Genomic DNA, 19,075 nt, shown 5'->3' with positions numbered 1-19,075 from the left:
CCAAGCAGACGTGCACAGAAAACAGCAATTCAAGAACGAAATCTAAATCCTGTGCTTGACTTGGAAATGTCCATATAGGACATTTCTATTTGGTTATTAGGTAGGACATTTCTACTTGGGAATAACAAATTTATAATGTATATTTGACCACAGTTAGCAATATATTTCCCACTCTGGTTTCTTGTTTGCTGACTATGTATTGAGCTTTATTCACTAATACAAATTTAAATTTAAGAGACTTATAAAGCCCTAAGAGTCACTACAACATTCTCTAGGCACTTTTTTGTGTTTACTCTTATGAATCATTAGATAATTCTTTTTGTTCAAAGTTAAGGATTAAAATAAACTCATAAAAGTAGCTAGCAGTTGTCATAGTACAAGAATTAGCCTTTCTAGCCTTAAGTGGCTTCACAATTCAATTTTAAAACTATTAATTTATTCTAAATAAATTTTTTCAATTATTTAACTATATTTTAAAATTTGGCTATTTTTATTAATTGAAAATTTGAAGGTTTGTATTTTATGTATCAATTATTTTTGTGATTATTTAAAAAATATATTATATGAACTTCATTATTAATAAAAAACATCCAAGAATAAGTTTAATCTATCTCTGAAAGATCGTGTTTTTATTAAAAGTATTTATTATCAGTAATTTAAATTTACATGGACTGCGATTCATTATTATTGCAAAAGTGTGATTTTATTATCATTTTTATTAAATTAATTATAAAGTATTAACTACTTATATAAATAAAATAATTAGTGAGATATAGGTCACATGTTATTTATTTATTTTTTATTAAAACGAATTTTTATATTGTTTTTAAATAAAAATTATTGTATCTCTTATATTAACTATTTAATAAATAGGTATATATAAAATGAAAAATAATATATTTAAACTTATGGTTTTGGCGGTAATTTCCACTTCCCCACTATTTTGTTATGCAAATAACACAATAATGATTAAAGGAAATATTGTTGAAGACACTTGTTCTACAGTAAATGTTGAAAAAGCATGTGCTCAAATCAATACTCTGAATACGACTATCGATACTCAATATTTAAATAAAGACAATGTATTCAACTTGGCAAGTCATACTGAAAAAATGGATACGAGTATTGAAACAATAACCGCTAATAAAAAAGTAGTAGTTCTAAATTATCACTAAAATGATTAGTCCAGACTCATTTCTGTAGATGAAGTGCTAACATAGAAATTAAGGTGAATCGTTTATCATTTGATCAAAATAATAAACAATTCGCCTTTTATCTTAAAAAATGATTAATTTCTTACACTTTGTTGGGGGAAGAGATAAATTATCGTATATAATTGTTTTATTGATTTTTTTTCAAATATCTATTCTTTCTAGTACTTCTCTTATGTAATTTTTTTATACATTAATTAATACACAATTCTTCTTTTAAAACAATTGATTAGATCGACAAAACTATCCTTAAGTTTAGCTCAAAACTGCAGTTTATTTCTTATTATTTAAAAATAATGTGATGAGGTTTGCATTTTGTTTAAAAAATGTTAGTATCGCCGCATTACTTTTCAAGATGCCAACCTCTGGAAAAGTAAGAGATTAAACTTTTATCCAGACTTTTTGAGAAAACACTATGAAAAAACTTGCTTTGATCGCTGCTCTTTCAGTTGTAGGGATTGCGAACGCTCCCCTACTGGCTATGAAGAGAAAAACCTCATTAGCTTGAGTTTTGATTATCAGCAGGATGGCACTAATACCCAAGTTTTAAAAAATCTTGAACCAAATGCAACTAAAGCAAATGGTGTTGGGGTTCAACTTTTATGGAATTATCAAAATAAGAATCAGGTTATTGGTACTGGCAATAAACTAGAGTTGGGAACAGTGAAATCAAATCAAACTGTTGAATATAACGTACCGCTGACTGCTCGTTACTATCAAACAGCAACAAATGTGACTGCTGGTAAAGTACGTGCAATGGCTACTGTAACGATTCAATATGATTAATCATATTGAATCGTGATTAAATGGAATAAAATTTAAAATTATAAAAACTAATAATACATTTCAACTATTTATTTTCTAACAATTTAATACTTAAGGAATATTTATGAAAAAAATAAGCATAGTTGCTGTTAGTGCAATTACTTTATGCTGGGCCATGTATGAAGTATCTTCTGATAATATCAATACAGCACCGCGTAATGAATCTAACCAAAAAGTTGCATCTAAAAACATTTCATCAACTACAAAGAATGAAAAATTAGCACCTCAAATACTTTTGGCTCAAACTAACTCCCTGAATTCTTCTGCCCCGGTCTGCAAATATAATTTTGACGCGACTCAAGAAGATTATGATTTATGGAATAGTGAACACTCTGATTATTTTCCTATGAAAATATTTCCATTGATAAATGGTCAAAAATTTGGTTTTAAAGTAGATCCTATACTAGAAAATGAGTACGACTACGTAGATTATGTAGCTAGAAGTAAAGCTAGTCTTAATTCAAATAATGATATTGGAGATTTCTACATACAGAATACAGGTATTATTGCCTTTGAAATGGAGCTTAAAGTCCCAACAATAGCAGTTGGCAACTCCTCCTATATCTCTAATATTGATTTTACAGGTGTAACAAATAATGGTTACACAGTTAGATCAAACTACGGTTTTCATACGGGAACTTATGATCCAGACTTTGGTGAGAACCCTCCTACTTTAAATTATTCTGTAGCCTATCGAGTTAGTGATAATAGCGGACCTGATCATCGATACTTCAAGAGTCAAAATATGACAAATAATATAAATGGATATCAACGTTTAGGCATCTATATCAACCAGAATACTAAGCAGGTCGGTTTTATTTTAAATGGTGTTGATCAGGGCTATCAATCTACTTTGCCAGCTCCACTTGAAAATATACATTTTTCTATTATGAGTGGTATAGCAATATATTCTAACCAATTATTTGGCCAAGAGTTGTCGAGTGAACTCATTACTGACCGTAATGCGCTACAGTTTAGCTATCCTCAAGGCACAACTGACATGTGTGGTAATGCCCTCTAAGATATAAAACTATAAGTCATAAAAAAGGGCTGAATCACAGCCCTTTTTTCTTTTATTTAGAAGTGAATGACAGTACGAATTGATTTACCTTCATGCATTAAATCAAAAGCTTCATTAATGTCTTGTAGGGGCATAGTATGAGTCACAAAAGGTTCAAGTTGAATTTCACCTTTCATCGCATCTTCGACCATTTTAGGAAGTTGTGTACGGCCTTTCACACCACCAAAAGCAGTACCTAACCATTTACGGCCTGTCACTAACTGGAATGGGCGTGTCGAAATTTCTTGACCTGCACCAGCAACACCAATAATAACGGATTGTCCCCAACCACGATGTGCGCACTCTAGAGCCGAGCGCATAACATTGACGTTACCAATACATTCAAATGAATGATCTACACCCCAGCCTGTCATTTCTACAATCACTTGCTGAATAGGTTGATCATAATCTTTAGGGTTTAAGAAATCTGTAGCACCAAACTGTTTAGCAAGTTCAAATTTATCTGGGTTTGTGTCAATTACAATAATACGTCCTGCTTTTGCCTGACGTGCACCTTGTACAACAGCTAGGCCAATACCACCTAAGCCAAATACCGCAACCGAGTCACCTTCTTGTACTTTTGCTGTGTTATGCACGGCGCCAATACCAGTCGTCACGCCGCATCCAAGTAAACAAACTTGCTCGTGATTCGCCTCAGGATTGATCTTAGCTAAAGATACTTCAGCAACTACCGTATATTCACTAAAAGTTGAACAACCCATGTAGTGGTAAATCGGCTCACCATTATATGAAAAACGTGTAGTTCCATCTGGCATTACACCTTTACCTTGTGTAGCACGTACAGCAACACATAGGTTTGTTTTTCCAGATTTACAGAATAAGCATTCTTTACATTCTGCAGTATAAAGAGGAATAACATGATCACCCGGCTGAACGCTTGTTACGCCCTCACCCACTTCAACAACGACACCTGCGCCTTCATGACCTAAAATCGCAGGGAAAACACCCTCAGGATCGTCACCAGATAGTGTAAAAGCATCGGTATGACATACCCCTGTATGGGTAATTTTTATGAGAACTTCACCTGCTTGAGGTGGTGCAACATCAACTTCAACAATTTCTAAAGGTTTTCCTGGGGCAAAGGCGACAGCTGCACGAGATTTCATCTTTGGGTTTCCTTTAAATCATTCGGTATTTATAGTCGAGCAAAATAGATTATATATTGGTAATACAAGAGCTTAATTTTGCTTAAATTAAATTGGCTTTCATGACAATCCATCACAGCATAGCCAGTCAAGTACGTCTAGGCAAGCATGTTTTTCAAAAACAAGAAGCCTCTTATGTTAAGAGGCTTCTGATTAAATTGTTTATATATCAAACAGCTTATCTTTACTTATAGGTAAATATCTGGTGGATATGGTGTGTTATCACTAATAGGTGTATATAGCGTATTTTCAACAAAAAAGCCATTTGGAGCTTGAGTAGTATCAATCGTAATCGAGTCAAACATCACTTGTGGATATGCCCAGATAAACTGCTTCATCAGACCAAGCGATAAGTTGTTTTGCATATCTCCAAAAATCCGTTGCCAGATCGGTGTACGATATGGTTTGTTTTTATCGAACCCGTAGATATAAGCAATAGATGCATCTGGTACAAATCCTGATAAATAAGCCACTTTATTTACAGGGTAGCCTAAATCTTGAGTTGGTATTTGTGAAACAGCCTGATGAGCTAAATCTAGTTTCGCTTCTAAAAGCCAATCATAGGCTTCCGTCATGATGTAATCAAAATTTGGATAAGAATAGTGCTCACTTGGATAGTTGATATAAGTTGCTAAGGTTTGTATTGGAGAACGAATAGATGGGAAAAAGATTAATGGACACACTTGAGCATTTGAATATTTTGCTTTAATCGCTGTTCGAATATCTTGGCATGTTTGTCCTAATTTATTTCGTAACCATGACTTAAACTCATCGTATGGAGTTCCGGTCTTATTCATTGCATCATAAATTGTTCCCAAATCCGGCGCATATAAACCTGTATCTGCATTAAAAGCTAACTTAGTTGGATAGTCATAGACACATGGTAAGTTCGTATCCGTGTTGTACCACCACCAAGGCTCACCAATTTGCATGTTGACATCACACCCGCCCGTCACCAAGGTATCTGCAAACTCAATAAAAACTTTATGTAAGTATGCCAAAGCATTTTGATCACATAAACTAAAGAAATAACTTGGTGGCTGGTAGCCTGTTTTACCCAAATTACTATTCCAGTCGCGCTGTGCCCAAAACTCATTTGCTCCTAACGAGTACATTTCAAAACTTACCCCAAAAACGGGTTGCATATTTGCATTATGCAGAGCTTGAGCATATTTCTCATGCCATTTACGGGTACATGGGTTAACGACATCTTGTCCTGTAACGAGTGTGTCTGGAATCTGGAATCTATTAATATCACTTCTCCAGATCATTTCAGGATAATGTGACATACCACAGTAATGGTTAATAAAACCGTGATATCCCAAAGCAGCCATGTTATCGACAATTCGCTGTGGATTCAGATCGTAATGGTCGTCATAGCTAGTACATAAGCCATAATTATGCTGAGGTACGATCACTCGGCTTAGATTTAACTGTGCATTTGTACCAGTAACGACTGAATTGGTAATACGAATATAACCATCTTCTGACTGACTCAAGGGCAAAGATGAGTGGGCGTTATAGCTACTCGTAAACGCTGAAAATGAAATTCGCTGAATATTGGTAACTGGAAAGCTGTCTGTAGCTGAGAAACCTGCTTTAACTGTATCCCAATTAATATGAATATGAGCAGATCTTGAAGATGGATTATTGGCGTAGTTAAACAAGACAATATACGCGATTTTATCTACCCCATTGTCGTTATAGTAAACAGTTAGAGTTGGCGTTAATGACTCATTATTTAAAACAGGCATAGAGGATGACAGTTCAATGTCAAAGTCCCATATCACGCCTGAATAGCTATACTTAGTTTCATAAGCTAAAAGTTTATGATCTTTAGTGTCATACGAGTTCCAACTAATACCTGCTAAGTCTGTAGTCATACGTGAGCGGAAAGTTGCCTCAAAACCATTGCCATAATTGGTAATAGCAAAAGACATACTTTGTGGGCCATCTATTGTCCAATAGCTTGGACTGAACCTGTCAATAAGTATATTTTGAGTAATGGGTTGAGGAGAAACCGTAGAATTATTTTGTACATTTTGTGAGTTATTTATCATGTCATAATGCTCTTAATGGCTTTAAGAAGTCTTATATTAAATAATTATTTTATTTATATTGTTTGGATAAGTAACAATTGAGTTTAATCTACGAAGAGTAGATAATTATTATCATTATTAAAATAATATGAACCTAACACATTATTTTAGTTCTAAAGTGGACTTTGCAATAAGGAGCAATGAATGCCAAATCCTTCTCGGTTAGGACACTTTAGAATAGTGTTACTTTTGACTCCAGCTTTATCATTATTAAGTGGTTGCAGTGATACAGCATTTCATAAAAATAATAAGCCCACAGTTATTTCTTCAAGTATTGCGAAATCTTATCCAGAGCCAGATACATACTTGGGTGAAAAGCTGCAACCAAATGAAAAGTTAGTGGCTCAGCAAATATCCACAATTATTGAAGAATCTATCCGAAAAGAATACTCACCCGGCAAAGCCTTAAGAGATGCACATCCTAAAGCACATGGCTGTGTTCGTGCCGAGTTTCATGTACTTAAAAATATTCCAACTCAACTTGCAAAAGGTGTATTTATTCCCGATAAAAGCTATGAGGCATGGATACGATTTTCAAATGCATCTAACGATGCTTCTCAAGCAGATATTGAAAAAGATGCTCGCGGCATGGCTATAAAAGTCTTAGGTGTACAGGGTGACAAAATTTTAGAGAGTGAAAAGGAAGCGACAACTCAAGATTTTATCATGATCAATCATCCAGTCTTTTTTGTAAATGACGGTCAAAGATATCTTTCATTTATTCATGATGTGAACAATAAGGGTTTCTTTAATAAACTCCACATTCCTTTTGCCCTAGGTTTTAAAGGAACAATCAATGCTTTAGGAGCTCGTAATTCTAAAATTTCCAATCCACTCTATGCACGTTATTGGTCTATGGTGCCCTATCAATTAGGATTAGGTAATGACCGTCAAGCTGTTAAATATTCAGTAAGAAATTGCTCGGCGGTGTCCCCAGCTTTCCCTGATCATCCAAGCCATAATTTTTTAAGAGAAGCTTTAAAAGATACTTTGCAGAAGCAAGATATTTGTATGGAATTCTTAATACAGCAAAGAACTTCAAATAAAATGCAAGTTGAAGATGCAATGACTGAGTGGAAAGAAACGGAAGCACCTTTTTACCAAGTTGCGACTCTTCATATACCAAAACAGAGCTTTGATACACCTGAGCAAAATCAATTTTGTGAAAATCTCTCTTTTACGCCATGGCATGCTTTACCTGAGCATAAGCCTTTAGGCGGAATAAATAGAATGCGTAAAATTATTTACGAAGATATAAGTAGAACTAGACATGAGATGAATTCTGCTCCACGTCATGAACCGTGATAAATTAACTCGGCTTAATGAAATTTTGAATAAAAAAACCGCCCCAGAAGGCGGTTGCTGAATTTTAACAGCGATATATAGAAGTGTGGTGGAAACACTTCTATATTCTTTAAATTATTTTCTTTCTTTTACCATTTTTTTAAAATCTTCCGATTTAAAGTACTTAATGATCAGTTCACCATCATCATTTTTCTGTGCAGTTTCTGACGAATTTTTATAGTGGTCAAACTCACTATTAAACTTAAAATCTGGGGGAATTAACTTTGAAATAGAAGGAAGTCTAGTTTCTCCACCAGTAGTGATTCTTTCAATAAATCCTGCTAGCCATAAAATATACTCATCTTTATTTTTATAACTAGGCATCAAACTAATATCAATTTTAACGGCGCACTGATCTAGTGGTTTGGTTAGACACTCTTCAAAATCAATGAAGTTATATTTAAGCTTAAACTTGGTGTCTTTAATTTCTTTACGAATCACTGCTATTAAGTTGTTTAGTTGTTCGGTGGGAATATTTGAAAAAAGATCTTGATCTTTAAATCGTTTATAAACCTTTTCAGCAATCATCAAATATTGGGGCATGTCCTATCTCCTTTTTACCTTCCTTCTTGGTCGGTTGCTTACTCAGCCTTTTAAAGAAGTATGATACAAAACATGTGTTTTCTTGTGATTCTTAAATATCCAAATGTAATTAATGTGTAGTTGTGAAATTTTATTGATAAATAATTCACGGTATTTGTACTGAAAGTGTGGTGCGTCTCAGTTTTTAACGGTAAATTTTTAGTGTTGGTAATAGCAGCTTTCAAAATACTTAACTACATCAATTTTAAAAAAAGAAGATAATCATTTTTAACTTTTGATTATCTTCCCTTATGTTTAAATCAATTTTCTAAATATATTGATGTGCTTCGCTTGGGAAAGAACCTTCTTTTACAGCTTTAACATATTCTTTAATAGCAGACTCAATACTTGATTGTCCTTCCATGAAATTTTTCACAAATTTTGCCGGCTTATCGTTTAAACCCAACATATCATGTAAGACCAGTACTTGAGCATCTGTATCGGCACCAGCACCAATTCCAATCACTGGTATAGAAACCGATTGACTGATTTGTGTTGCAACAATAGAAGGTACACATTCAATCAACAGCATTGCTGCTCCAGCTTCTTCTAAATGCTTTGCTGTATTAATTAAATTTTTTGCTTGGTCTTCAGTTTTACCTTGAACTTTAAATCCACCCAAAACATTTACAGATTGAGGTGTTAACCCAATATGAGCACATACAGGTACGCCATTTTGAGTTAATTTATGAATTGATTCAGCAAGCCATGAATCTCCTTCGATTTTTACCATATGTGCTCCGGCTTGCATTAAAAGGCCAGCATTTTTTAGCGCATCTTCCAGCGTTCCATAGGTCATAAATGACATATCAGAAATAATAAATGCGTTAGTATTTCCGCTTTTAACACAAGCAGTGTGATATACCATTTGTTCAGTTGTTACAGGTAAAGTGCTGTCATATCCCTGTAATACCATACCTAAAGTATCTCCAACTAGCAAAACGTCTACTCCTGCATTATTTGCGACCTTAGCAAAGGTAGAGTCATAACAAGTCAGAACAGCTATTTTTTGTTTTTGTTCTTTCATAGCTTTTAATGTCGTTAAAGTTATCGTTTTCATAGCTAATGATTCTAATCTTTAAAGAAGGATTTAAAGGTTAGTCTTTTTTGAAAGGTAAAATTTACCAAAAAATAATATATAAGATAACAGTATTAGAAAAATCTTCTAAAGATGAGATAAAAATTAATTTATTTTTCTTTATTATATTGATTAATATAATTACGATTTTTTCTTAATTTATGAATTATTATCAAAGGATTATGCACCCTTTTATTTTAAATTTTTTATTTTACAACTATTAAATTCAACTTGAATATTTAAAGAGATTTAATTAAAAAAATTATATATATTAATTATATAGATATATTTTTAACATCGTAAAAGATAAGCTTCACTTCTATTTTTTTCACTTTCTTTTTAGTTTCATAAAAATATGCAAAAAATAGTCAAATTGGTAATGTTAACCAAAATATATGACTAAATTTCATCAGATGTACGAGCAATATAGTACTATGGCCTTAAGTGCTTGGGGTTTTACTGATTTACCTTCTTATACAGATAGATACGATCCTAATGAGAAAGATATAGTGATAAAGACAAACAGCTGGTTGAATGATGATGCAGCAGAAGAAAAAACGCGTCAGGGTCTTACCGCCTTTGTAGCCCTCGATGATGCATTTATGAGTATCGCCTCACGTATATATGTCATTAGAAATGCCAAGGAAAGCATAGATCTACAATATTATATTTGGACTAATGATTTTGTAGGTAACCTGATTCTGCATGAGTTACTTAAAGCGGCAGATCGAGGAATAAAAGTTCGACTGTTAATTGATGATCAAAACGGTATAAAGCTTGATGGCATATTAAGAAGTCTTTTACAGCACTCCAACTTTGAAATCAGACTCTTTAATCCTTATAAATTTAGATACTTAAGAATATTTGATTATATTTTTCGCTTCAAAAAAGTGAATCACCGCATGCATAATAAACTTATTATTGCGGATGCCACGATTGCAGTAACAGGCGGTAGAAATATTAGTAGTGAATACTTTGAAGCAAGCAGTAAGTTTCAATTTACTGATATGGATATTTTGTTCTATGGAGATGCTGTAAGACATGCCCAAGCTGTATTTACTGATTTTTGGGAAAGTACCTTAAGTGTAAATGCAACTGATATTATTGGAACTTGTGCTGAGCATCATTTAAAAGCTCTAAGAGAGCATTATGAACAATTACATCATGAAGGCCAAAGCCTCACAGAAGATAAGCTTTATGATGCCCAGAGTTATTTAAAAGAGCTTTTAGAGCATAATCCTATTCAGTGGTCTAAAGCACACTTTGTGGCAGACTCACCCAAGAAGATTTTAGGAACAGCAACTGAACATGAAATGCTATATGGGCAAGTCATGTCTATTATGGGTAAACCTAAGCAGCATTTAGAATTAGCTTCGGCTTATTTTGTACCAACCCAACAAGGTACATATTACTTAAAACAACTACGAGTTGAAGGAATTAAAGTTCGCGCGTTAACCAACTCTTTTGCCGCAAATGATGTTGCGATCGTACATGCTTTTTATAGTCAATACCGCGTAGAAATGCTTAAAAATGGTGTTGAGCTTTATGAGTTTAAACCTGTGCTAGAACGGCGGCGTAGAACTTGGTACGAAATTGTAACGGGTAGCGTTATACCAGCAAAAGGTAAAAATAAATCCAGTTTGCATGCTAAATTTTTTGATGTAGATGGCAAAGTATTTATTGGTTCTTTTAACTTTGACCCCCGCTCTACCTATTTAAATACCGAAGTTGGCTTAGTGATTGAGTCTAATCAATTACAAACCCAAATTTCCGTTATGTTAGATCAACACTTAACTCAAGTGGCCTATCAACTGAAATTAAATAGTGAAGGACAAATTATCTGGCTCGATTACCAGTCGAATGGGCAAGTGATTGAATATAATAAAGACCCGGGAACTAGCCGCTTTCAACGAACAATGATTAAAGCCGTTTCTTATCTGCCTATTGAATGGATGATGTAATTTTTCAATATTACAAGAATCCGATTTTATTAAAGAATTGTTGATAGGCTTCTGCTTTTTTCTCAAGAGCTAATGGATATGCTCTAGAAGAAGATGGTAACCGATATAAATCAATATTGCGGTCTGCAAAGTAAGTTGATGTTGATGTCCCAATTAAAGGTTTTTCCGTATTTTCAGGTAAAACCGAAATTAAGGTATCAGTTGCTTTATCGCCTGTCGTCATAATTGTCCGGCACAAAGGAATTTGCTGAAGTAAAGCAGCCAAGTCCGTTGGAGTCACAATTTCCAGAAATTTATCGGAAGCATTACCCTTGAGGCGTTTAATTTGATAAGCCGTATCGAAAATAGCAATACCTGTTTCAGTTAAAAACTCTCGGATACGTTCTTCATTGAATGTTTTTTGATTTTCACTTAAGAAAAAGGTTTTATCTTTGAAGAAGATTAAGCCAAAAATTCTCCACATGTCATTTTGAAAATTTGGATAGTAAAAGTCCATCTTCCATTTATTACGAGGTGGTGGAAAACTCCCTAGCATTAGTAAACGAGCATTTTCAGGTAAAAATGGTTGTAGTGGATGGGTTTCTATCTCAATTATCATAAAAAATCAGTATTTACTTCAAAGTTTATAAATAACTTAACGCATTTTCAGATTAATCACGAGTCAATAAATGCAAATTCTGTTAATCAAAACGTTAAGTTACTTCATTTGACTCTTGTTGAGGTATGCTGATTTTAAAAATGCTGTGGGAGTTCTCGTTGATGTAATCTACCCTTCCTTTATGTGCAATCACCAGCGCTTGTACAACTGAAAGTCCTAAACCAGTTCCGCCTAGCTCTTTATTTCTTGACTGTTCAAGCCGAAAAAAAGGATTAAATAATTCTTTATGATGCTCAGCTGAAATACCTGGTCCTTCATCTTCTATTGCTAAAACCCAATCCTGTTGATCACATTGGGTTGAAATTTTTAACTTACCGGGATTTGCGTATCGCGTAGCATTATCAAGTAAAGCAATTAAAACTTGTTCTATTCGTCTATGATCGCACTTCACTTCCGGAGCTTGAATATTGAAAGTTACTTTAAGTTGAGCAGTCTGTAATTTTTCTTGAAACATGTGCACGACTTTATAGGCAGTCTCATTAAAATTAATCGTTTCAATATTAAGTCTGAGTTGTTGGTTTTCAAAAAGACTTAAAGTGCGTAAGTCTTCCACAAGGTTGGATAAGCCTTCAACTTGACTCAGTAAATTTTTAAATAAAACCGGATCTGGTTTAAAAACACCATCGATAATACCCTGTAGCCGTCCTTGTAAAATGGTGACAGGTGTTCGTAACTCATGGGCAATCGCTGCATTCCAGACATGAGCGTTCTGTACAGAAGTTTCAAGCTTTTGTGCCATATCATTAAAATTATGCATGAGTTCAGCAATTTCAGAAGTATGATGCATAGAGCTTTCTACACGTGCAGTTAAATCACCCTGACTAATTTTTTTTGCTGCATCTGCTAGTAGGTTAATTGGCACAATAAAACGTTGAGCAAGCTTAATTCCTAAAATAATGGAAAATGCCGTACCAAATAGAAGTACGGCGAACAGCCATATGCCGTCTAAGTAGTGAAAAAACTCATCGCTCTCTTTTAATTTTTTAAGAGAAATAAGACCGACTTCGATCGCAACATAATAAGTACCATAACCTAATATGAGCGAACTCAACGTAACAATTAGACTGGTAAAGCTAAGTGCAATAATCAATTGTTTACTAATGCCGGTTTTATTTTTCATGCGGATTATCCAAACGGTAGCCTACTCCACGAACATTAATCAGCATGTTCTCTAAACCTAGCTCTTCCATTTTCTTTCGTAGCTTACTGACATGGCTATCAACAGTACGTTCAAGAGCATCCCGATCTGGTAAGCAATGATTCATCAGTTCCGAGCGGGTAAAAACTTTATGTGGATGAGGTAGCATCAACAGCAAAATTTTGTATTCAGTTAGGGTCAAATTAAGCGCTTGTTGCTTGTTATCTAAATATATATAGGCAGTATGTATTTCAGTATTTACTTCAATATTTTTATAAATCAGATTTCGGTTAGACATTTGCTGATTTTGTTGGGTGCGCCGTAATACTGCTTGTACGCGTGCAACCACTTCATTGGGATTAAATGGTTTTACGACAAAGTCATCTGCCCCAATTCTTAGAGCCATGACTTTATCAATTTCTTGATCTAAAGCAGTCAACATAATTACAGGTGTGGCTGATTTTTGTCGAATTTTATTTAGAACTTCCCATCCACTTAATTCGGGCATTTTTATATCGAGTATGACCAAATCAATAGGTTGAGTTGCATGTATTTCAATGGCCTGTTTACCATTCATGGCACGCACAACACGCATGCCTTCACGTTTTAAATAATGCTCAATTATATCGCCAATATCATAGTCATCTTCAACTACAAGAATAAGTTTATCCTGACAATTAAACGTAAAGGTTGACTCAAACATAGCAATAAAACGCGATAAAAATTTGATTTATGATACGCGCATTTTTTCTTAAGTCTCCACACTTTTTCCACATATTAGTGATTTTAGTTACACACACATCAAAAATAATGCCAGCATCTAGAAGTCCATTAGGTGTTACAAAAGTGCAGAAGCATTTTTTAGTTCCATTCATATTCTCAATTAGTCTTGTTTTGCATGGCTGTGGTAAAGAACAAGCGACAGATCAAACACAAGTGCAAGAAGCTAAAGTCACTGTTTTAGCCCTTCAACCACAGTCTGTGAATTTTAGTGAAAACCTCCCTGCACGTGTTCAGGCTTTCCGTACAGCCGAAATTCGTCCTCAGGTAGGCGGTATTGTTGAAAAAGTTCTGTTCACCCAAGGTAGTGAAGTCAAGGCTGGACAACCTTTATATAAAATAAACTCGGAAATTTTTGAAGCTGATGTAAATAGTAATCGAGCTGGCCTAAATAAAGCAGAAGCAGAAGTTAATCGTTTAAAAGTACAACTTGAACGCTATCAACAACTCTTACCAAGCAATGCAATTAGTAAGCAAGAAGTAAGTAATGCCGAGTCGCAATATCGACAAGCGATTGCAGATGTTGCCCAAATGAAAGCCTTGCTGGCTCGTCAAAATCTAAATTTACAGTACGCCACAGTACGAGCACCAATTTCAGGCCGTATTGGTAAATCGTTTGTGACCGAAGGTGCTCTAGTCAGCCAAGCTGATAGCAATACAATGGCTACCATTCAACAAATTGACCGTGTTTATGTCGATGTAAAACAATCTATTGGTGAATATGAGCGCTTAAAGGAAGCTTTACAAAGTGGCGAGTTATCTGCCAACAATCAAAAAGGTGTACAAATCTTAAATAGTTTAGGACAGCCTTATAACGTATCGGCAAAAATGCTTTTTGAAGATATTAATGTCGACCCTGAAACAGGTGATGTCACTATCCGTATTGAAGTGTCTAATCCTGAACGAAAATTATTACCGGGCATGTATGTTCGCGTCAACATTGAACGTGCCTCTGTTCCTCAGGCTTTACTTGTTCCAGAACAAGCTATTCAGCGCAATATGAACGGCGACCCACAAGTTTATGTTGTAAATGCCAAAGGTATTGCAGATGTACGCCCTGTAGAGCTAGGCCAACAATATCAACAATTTTATCTCATCAATAAAGGCTTGAAAGCTGGAGATAAAGTTGTCGTTGAAGGGATTGAGCGTATTCAGCCCAACCAAAAGCTAGCAATTTCAGCATGGAAAGCCGCTTCGGCAACAAATACGGTGAAGCAAGGAGATACTAAATGATGTCTCAATTCTTTATTCGCCGTCCTGTTTTTGCATGGGTAATTGCGATTTTTATTATTTTATTTGGTGTACTGAGTATTCCAAAGTTGCCTATTGCACGCTTTCCAAGTGTTGCACCTCCTCAGGTGAATATTACGGCAAGCTATCCTGGCGCTACTCCTAAAACAATTAATGATAGCGTGATTACGCTCATTGAACGGGAAATGTCTGGAGTAAAAAATTTACTCTACTATAGTGCGACAACTGATTCATCAGGAACAGCTGAAATTACTGCGACGTTTAAACCCGGTACTGATGTCGATATGGCTCAGGTCGACGTACAAAATAAGATTAAAGCGGTTGAATCCCGCTTACCGCAAGTTGTTCGTCAACAAGGTTTAGCAGTCGAAGCATCATCCTCGGGCTTTTTAATGCTGGTCGGTTTAAACTCACCTAATCATCGTTATTCAGAAGTCGATTTAAGTGATTATTTAGTCCGTAATGTGGTCGAAGAGCTTAAACGTGTTGAGGGTGTCGGAAAAATTCAGTCTTTTGGTGCTGAAAAAGCAATGCGGATTTGGGTGGACCCAAACAAATTGGTTTCTTATGGACTCTCAATTAGTGATGTAAACAATGCGATTCGAAGCAATAACATTGATATTGCACCGGGTCGGCTTGGTGACCGCCCTTTAGTCAACGGGCAGCTAATAACAGTGCCGTTATCTGCCCAAGGTCAACTCGAAACAGTTGAGCAGTTTAAAAACATTAGTTTAAAGAGCAATATTAGCGGAGCCCATATTAAGTTATCGGATGTAGCCGATGTAGAAATGGGCGCACAATCATATAACTTCGCAATTTTAGAAAATGGTAAGCCTGCGACAGCTGCGGCAATTCAGCTTAGTCCTGGTGCAAATGCAGTAAAAACAGCTGATGCAGTAAAACAAAAAATTGATGAATTAAAACCAAACCTGCCTGAAGGTATGCAATTTAGTATTCCTTATGACACTGCACCTTTTGTTAAAATCTCGATAGAAAAAGTAGTTCATACATTACTTGAAGCCATGGCGCTGGTTTTTATTGTGATGTATGTATTTCTTCATAATGTTCGCTACACCTTAATCCCTGCGATTGTAGCGCCAATTGCCCTGCTTGGCACCTTTACTATCATGCTTTTGACAGGTTACTCAATTAATGTGTTGACCATGTTCGGTATGGTGCTTGCAATCGGGATTATTGTCGATGACGCGATTGTGGTGGTGGAGAATGTTGAACGGATTATGGCAACGGAAGGCTTATCGCCCAAAGAGGCTACCTCTAAGGCCATGACAGAGATTACCAGCCCGATTATTGGTATTACCTTAGTGTTGGCGGCTGTATTTCTACCTATGGCTTTGGCAAGTGGTTCGGTCGGCATTATCTATCGTCAGTTTACGATTACCATGTCGGTTTCAATTTTATTCTCGGCATTTTTAGCTTTAACCCTCACTCCCGCACTTTGTGCAACATTGCTAAAACCAATTGATGCTCATCATCAAAAAAAAGGGTTTTTCGCATGGTTTGATCGAAGCTTTGATAAAGTCACAAAAAAGTATGAAGTTATTCTGCTAAAAGTTGTTAAGCATACAATTCCGACTCTCATCATTTTTGTGGTGATTACAGGTTTAACTTTTGCTGGTATGAGATATTGGCCAACCGCTTTTATGCCTGAAGAAGATCAGGGCTGGTTTTTAACTTCATTCCAATTGCCTTCAGATGCAACTGCTGAACGCACTCAAAAAATTGTTAAAGAGTTTGAAGATCATTTAAATGAACAGTCCGATGTAACAAGCAATATTTCAATTATGGGTTGGGGATTTAGTGGTGCTGGTCAAAACGTTGCGCTCGCTTTTACAACCTTAAAAGATTTTGGTGAACGTAATAAATCTACAACCGACTATACCAATTTCGTTAATGCAGAAATGGCGAAAAGCAAGGAAGGTACAACGATGTCAGTACTTCCTCCAGCCATTGATGAATTAGGTACCTCTTCAGGTTTTAGTTTGCGCTTACAAGATAAAGCAAATTTAGGAATGCCAGCTTTAATCGCAGCACAAACAAAACTCATGGAAATGGCGGCTCAAAACAAAAAGTTTTATATGGTTTACCCTGAAGGTTTGCCACAAGGCGACAATATTAGCTTGAAAATAGACCGTGAGAAATTAAATACCTTAGGCGTAAGCTTTGCTTCTGTTTCAGATATTATTTCGACTTCTATGGGGTCAATGTATATCAATGACTTCCCAAATCAGGGTCGTATGCAACAAGTGATTGTTCAAGCCAATGCACAATCACGTATGCATTTAAAAGATATTTTGAGCTTGAAAGTTGCTGGTGCAAATGGACAACTGGTGTCTTTATCTGAGGTGGTCACTCCGCAGTGGAACAAGTTACCGCAGCAATATAATCGCTATAATGGCCGCCCTTCATTAAGTATTTCTGGCGTTCCTAATATTGGAGTTTCTTCAGGCGATGCAATGCGAGAAATGGAAAAATTGATTGCTAAGCTTCCCCAAGGCATTGGCTATGAATGGACGGGTATTTCTTTGCAGGAAAAACAGTCTGAATCGCAAATGGCATTTCTTATTGCTTTATCGATGTTGGTCGTGTTTTTAGTGTTAGCTGCACTTTATGAAAGCTGGTCAATTCCACTTTCAGTTATGTTGGTTGTTCCTTTAGGTATTTTTGGTGCTATTTTAGCGATTATGTTAAGAGGAATACCAAACGATATTTTCTTCAAAATTGGTCTGATTACTATTATTGGTTTATCTGCAAAAAATGCGATCTTAATTGTTGAGTTCGCAAAAATGCTCAAAGAAGAAGGTATGAGCTTAATTGAAGCAGCAGTTGCGGCAGCGAAGTTACGTTTACGTCCAATTTTAATGACTTCTCTTGCCTTTACTTTTGGTGTGATTCCGCTGGTAATTGCAAGTGGTGCAAGTTCTGAAACCCAGCATGCGTTAGGGACTGGCGTGTTTGGAGGTATGATTTCTGCGACAATTCTGGCTATATTTTTCGTACCGATTTTCTTTATTTTTGTGTTGGGAGCAGCCGAAAAACTATTTTTAAAGAAGAAAACTAACTCATAAAACTCATTGAGGCGGAACCCTTTGTTGTTTCGCCTCAATCATTTCTTTTATATTCATCTAAAGCCAAATTATTTAAGAGTTTAATACCTTAAAGACTTTACCTGTTCTAGGATGAGCAAAGGTATTGTCTTGATCTAAATTGATGACTTTGTCTGAAATCACAATCTTAGAAAGAGGTAACCAGTTTTGTTGTATTTCACTTGAAGCCAAATTTTTTTCAAATGTATTTTCGAAAATCTGTTCTACTACAATTTCCATACCGCACATACTTTTCGCATTAACTTCTTTTAAAATATGACGTTTAGACATTTTAGTCTCCATTTTCTTATTCTTAACATAAAAAATAATAGAGTTTGTTTTGCTACAATGTGTAAAGTTTAACATTTAAAGTGTTCTTTTTGTTTTATTAAATATGTCTCAAATAATTAAATGAATAATAAAATTTTATATAACATGAAATTTATTTTTAAATTAACTTATTAGTCTTATTTTTATTTTAGATAAAGTTAATTTTAAATATTAGAAGGGTTCACTGATGAACCCTTATGAAGTTCTAAACTTGTACAGCATTATCGAGTGAACCATCATCTTTAACTTTGTTATTATCTTTATTAATTAATGAGTCAGTGTCACTACCTGTGCTAAAGCTCTTACTATTTTTCTGCTTTTTCTTGTACATGCACATGCCAATTGCAATACCTGTTCCTAGTACTAAAATTGATTTTAACATTTTACACCTCTTCAATCGACGGAGAAACTTTTTATAAATCAGCTTAAATTAATAGCACATTCTTTGTTATTTAAGGACTTTGATTTGAGCCGCTTTTGTAAGGTAT

General features: G+C 35.1%; 15 protein-coding genes and 1 pseudogene. 7 read left to right on the top strand and 9 right to left on the bottom strand.

Annotation, left to right across the window (positions count from 1 at the left end; all coding sequences use genetic code 11):
• The first annotated feature begins 884 nt into the window (after nucleotides 1–884).
• The 3 genes and pseudogenes from MSG95_RS13220 to MSG95_RS13210 all read left to right on the top strand — a co-directional run bounded on the left by MSG95_RS13220 (nucleotide 885) and on the right by MSG95_RS13210 (nucleotide 3,057).
• Entirely contained in the window at nucleotides 885–1,175 is a 291-nt protein-coding gene (locus MSG95_RS13220; protein WP_004701626.1) for a hypothetical protein, read from the top strand.
• Nucleotides 1,176–1,679: 504 nt separating this feature from the next.
• A pseudogene (locus MSG95_RS13215) lies at nucleotides 1,680–1,997 on the top strand (fimbrial protein); the annotation flags it as partial.
• Between the two features lie 103 nt (nucleotides 1,998–2,100).
• Nucleotides 2,101–3,057, top strand: coding sequence for a DUF4882 domain-containing protein (locus tag MSG95_RS13210; RefSeq protein ID WP_077165556.1), 957 nt, complete (start codon nucleotides 2,101–2,103; stop codon nucleotides 3,055–3,057).
• Between the two features lie 56 nt (nucleotides 3,058–3,113).
• On the opposite strand, the gene MSG95_RS13205 is transcribed toward MSG95_RS13210, so the two are convergent.
• Together MSG95_RS13205 and MSG95_RS13200 are read right to left on the bottom strand one after the other, a co-directional pair.
• Nucleotides 3,114–4,223, bottom strand: a complete 1,110-nt coding sequence (locus MSG95_RS13205; RefSeq protein WP_077165557.1) for an S-(hydroxymethyl)glutathione dehydrogenase/class III alcohol dehydrogenase — start codon at nucleotides 4,221–4,223, stop codon at nucleotides 3,114–3,116.
• Between the two features lie 227 nt (nucleotides 4,224–4,450).
• Nucleotides 4,451–6,322, bottom strand: coding sequence for a phage capsid protein (locus MSG95_RS13200; protein ID WP_068936232.1), 1,872 nt, complete (start codon nucleotides 6,320–6,322; stop codon nucleotides 4,451–4,453).
• A 183-nt stretch (nucleotides 6,323–6,505) separates the two neighbouring features.
• Here MSG95_RS13200 and MSG95_RS13195 point away from each other — a divergent pair, with 183 nt between their 5' ends.
• A complete protein-coding gene (locus tag MSG95_RS13195) occupies nucleotides 6,506–7,666 on the top strand; it encodes a catalase family protein (protein WP_077165558.1) in 1,161 nt (386 codons plus the stop codon).
• 114 nt (nucleotides 7,667–7,780) lie between these two features.
• On the opposite strand, the gene MSG95_RS13190 is transcribed toward MSG95_RS13195, so the two are convergent.
• Complete coding sequence (locus MSG95_RS13190; RefSeq protein WP_004701645.1) at nucleotides 7,781–8,248, bottom strand: hypothetical protein; 468 nt, start codon at nucleotides 8,246–8,248, stop codon at nucleotides 7,781–7,783.
• A 307-nt stretch (nucleotides 8,249–8,555) separates the two neighbouring features.
• Nucleotides 8,556–9,347, bottom strand: a complete 792-nt coding sequence (panB, locus tag MSG95_RS13185; protein WP_039255574.1) for a 3-methyl-2-oxobutanoate hydroxymethyltransferase — start codon at nucleotides 9,345–9,347, stop codon at nucleotides 8,556–8,558.
• Nucleotides 9,348–9,760: 413 nt separating this feature from the next.
• Here panB and MSG95_RS13180 point away from each other — a divergent pair, with 413 nt between their 5' ends.
• On the top strand, nucleotides 9,761–11,326 hold the full coding sequence (locus MSG95_RS13180; RefSeq protein WP_077165559.1) for a phospholipase D family protein: 1,566 nt from the start codon (nucleotides 9,761–9,763) through the stop codon (nucleotides 11,324–11,326).
• Nucleotides 11,327–11,336: 10 nt separating this feature from the next.
• Here MSG95_RS13180 and MSG95_RS13175 read toward each other — a convergent pair whose 3' ends face one another.
• The 3 genes from MSG95_RS13175 to adeR form a co-directional block, all read right to left on the bottom strand.
• The gene (locus tag MSG95_RS13175) at nucleotides 11,337–11,924 is read right to left on the bottom strand and encodes a uracil-DNA glycosylase family protein (protein ID WP_077165560.1); all 588 of its coding nucleotides are present in this window, start codon (nucleotides 11,922–11,924) and stop codon (nucleotides 11,337–11,339) included.
• Between the two features lie 94 nt (nucleotides 11,925–12,018).
• Complete coding sequence (gene adeS / locus MSG95_RS13170) at nucleotides 12,019–13,104, bottom strand: two-component sensor histidine kinase AdeS (RefSeq protein WP_324624771.1); 1,086 nt, start codon at nucleotides 13,102–13,104, stop codon at nucleotides 12,019–12,021.
• The gene (gene adeR / locus MSG95_RS13165; protein ID WP_151819480.1) at nucleotides 13,094–13,825 is read right to left on the bottom strand and encodes an efflux system response regulator transcription factor AdeR; all 732 of its coding nucleotides are present in this window, start codon (nucleotides 13,823–13,825) and stop codon (nucleotides 13,094–13,096) included. The genes adeS and adeR overlap by 11 nt, the downstream gene beginning before the upstream one ends.
• Nucleotides 13,826–13,968: 143 nt before the next feature.
• Between adeR and MSG95_RS13160 the strand changes: the two genes are divergently transcribed.
• Together MSG95_RS13160 and MSG95_RS13155 are read left to right on the top strand one after the other, a co-directional pair.
• Nucleotides 13,969–15,135, top strand: a complete 1,167-nt coding sequence (locus MSG95_RS13160; protein ID WP_077165566.1) for an efflux RND transporter periplasmic adaptor subunit — start codon at nucleotides 13,969–13,971, stop codon at nucleotides 15,133–15,135.
• A complete protein-coding gene (locus MSG95_RS13155; RefSeq protein WP_151819481.1) occupies nucleotides 15,132–18,239 on the top strand; it encodes an efflux RND transporter permease subunit in 3,108 nt (1,035 codons plus the stop codon). The genes MSG95_RS13160 and MSG95_RS13155 overlap by 4 nt, the downstream gene beginning before the upstream one ends.
• A 72-nt stretch (nucleotides 18,240–18,311) precedes the next feature.
• On the opposite strand, the gene MSG95_RS13150 is transcribed toward MSG95_RS13155, so the two are convergent.
• Nucleotides 18,312–18,548, bottom strand: coding sequence for a hypothetical protein (locus tag MSG95_RS13150; RefSeq protein WP_019459145.1), 237 nt, complete (start codon nucleotides 18,546–18,548; stop codon nucleotides 18,312–18,314).
• A 244-nt stretch (nucleotides 18,549–18,792) separates the two neighbouring features.
• On the bottom strand, nucleotides 18,793–18,969 hold the full coding sequence (locus tag MSG95_RS13145; protein ID WP_039253692.1) for a hypothetical protein: 177 nt from the start codon (nucleotides 18,967–18,969) through the stop codon (nucleotides 18,793–18,795).
• Nucleotides 18,970–19,075: the final 106 nt, after the last annotated feature.

The sequence above is a fragment of the Acinetobacter sp. IK23 genome, assembly GCF_035615275.1.
Lineage (GTDB): Bacteria > Pseudomonadota > Gammaproteobacteria > Pseudomonadales > Moraxellaceae > Acinetobacter > Acinetobacter seifertii.
Note: the sequence above shows the minus strand (reverse complement) of the source record. Positions and strands in the feature narration are given on the sequence as shown.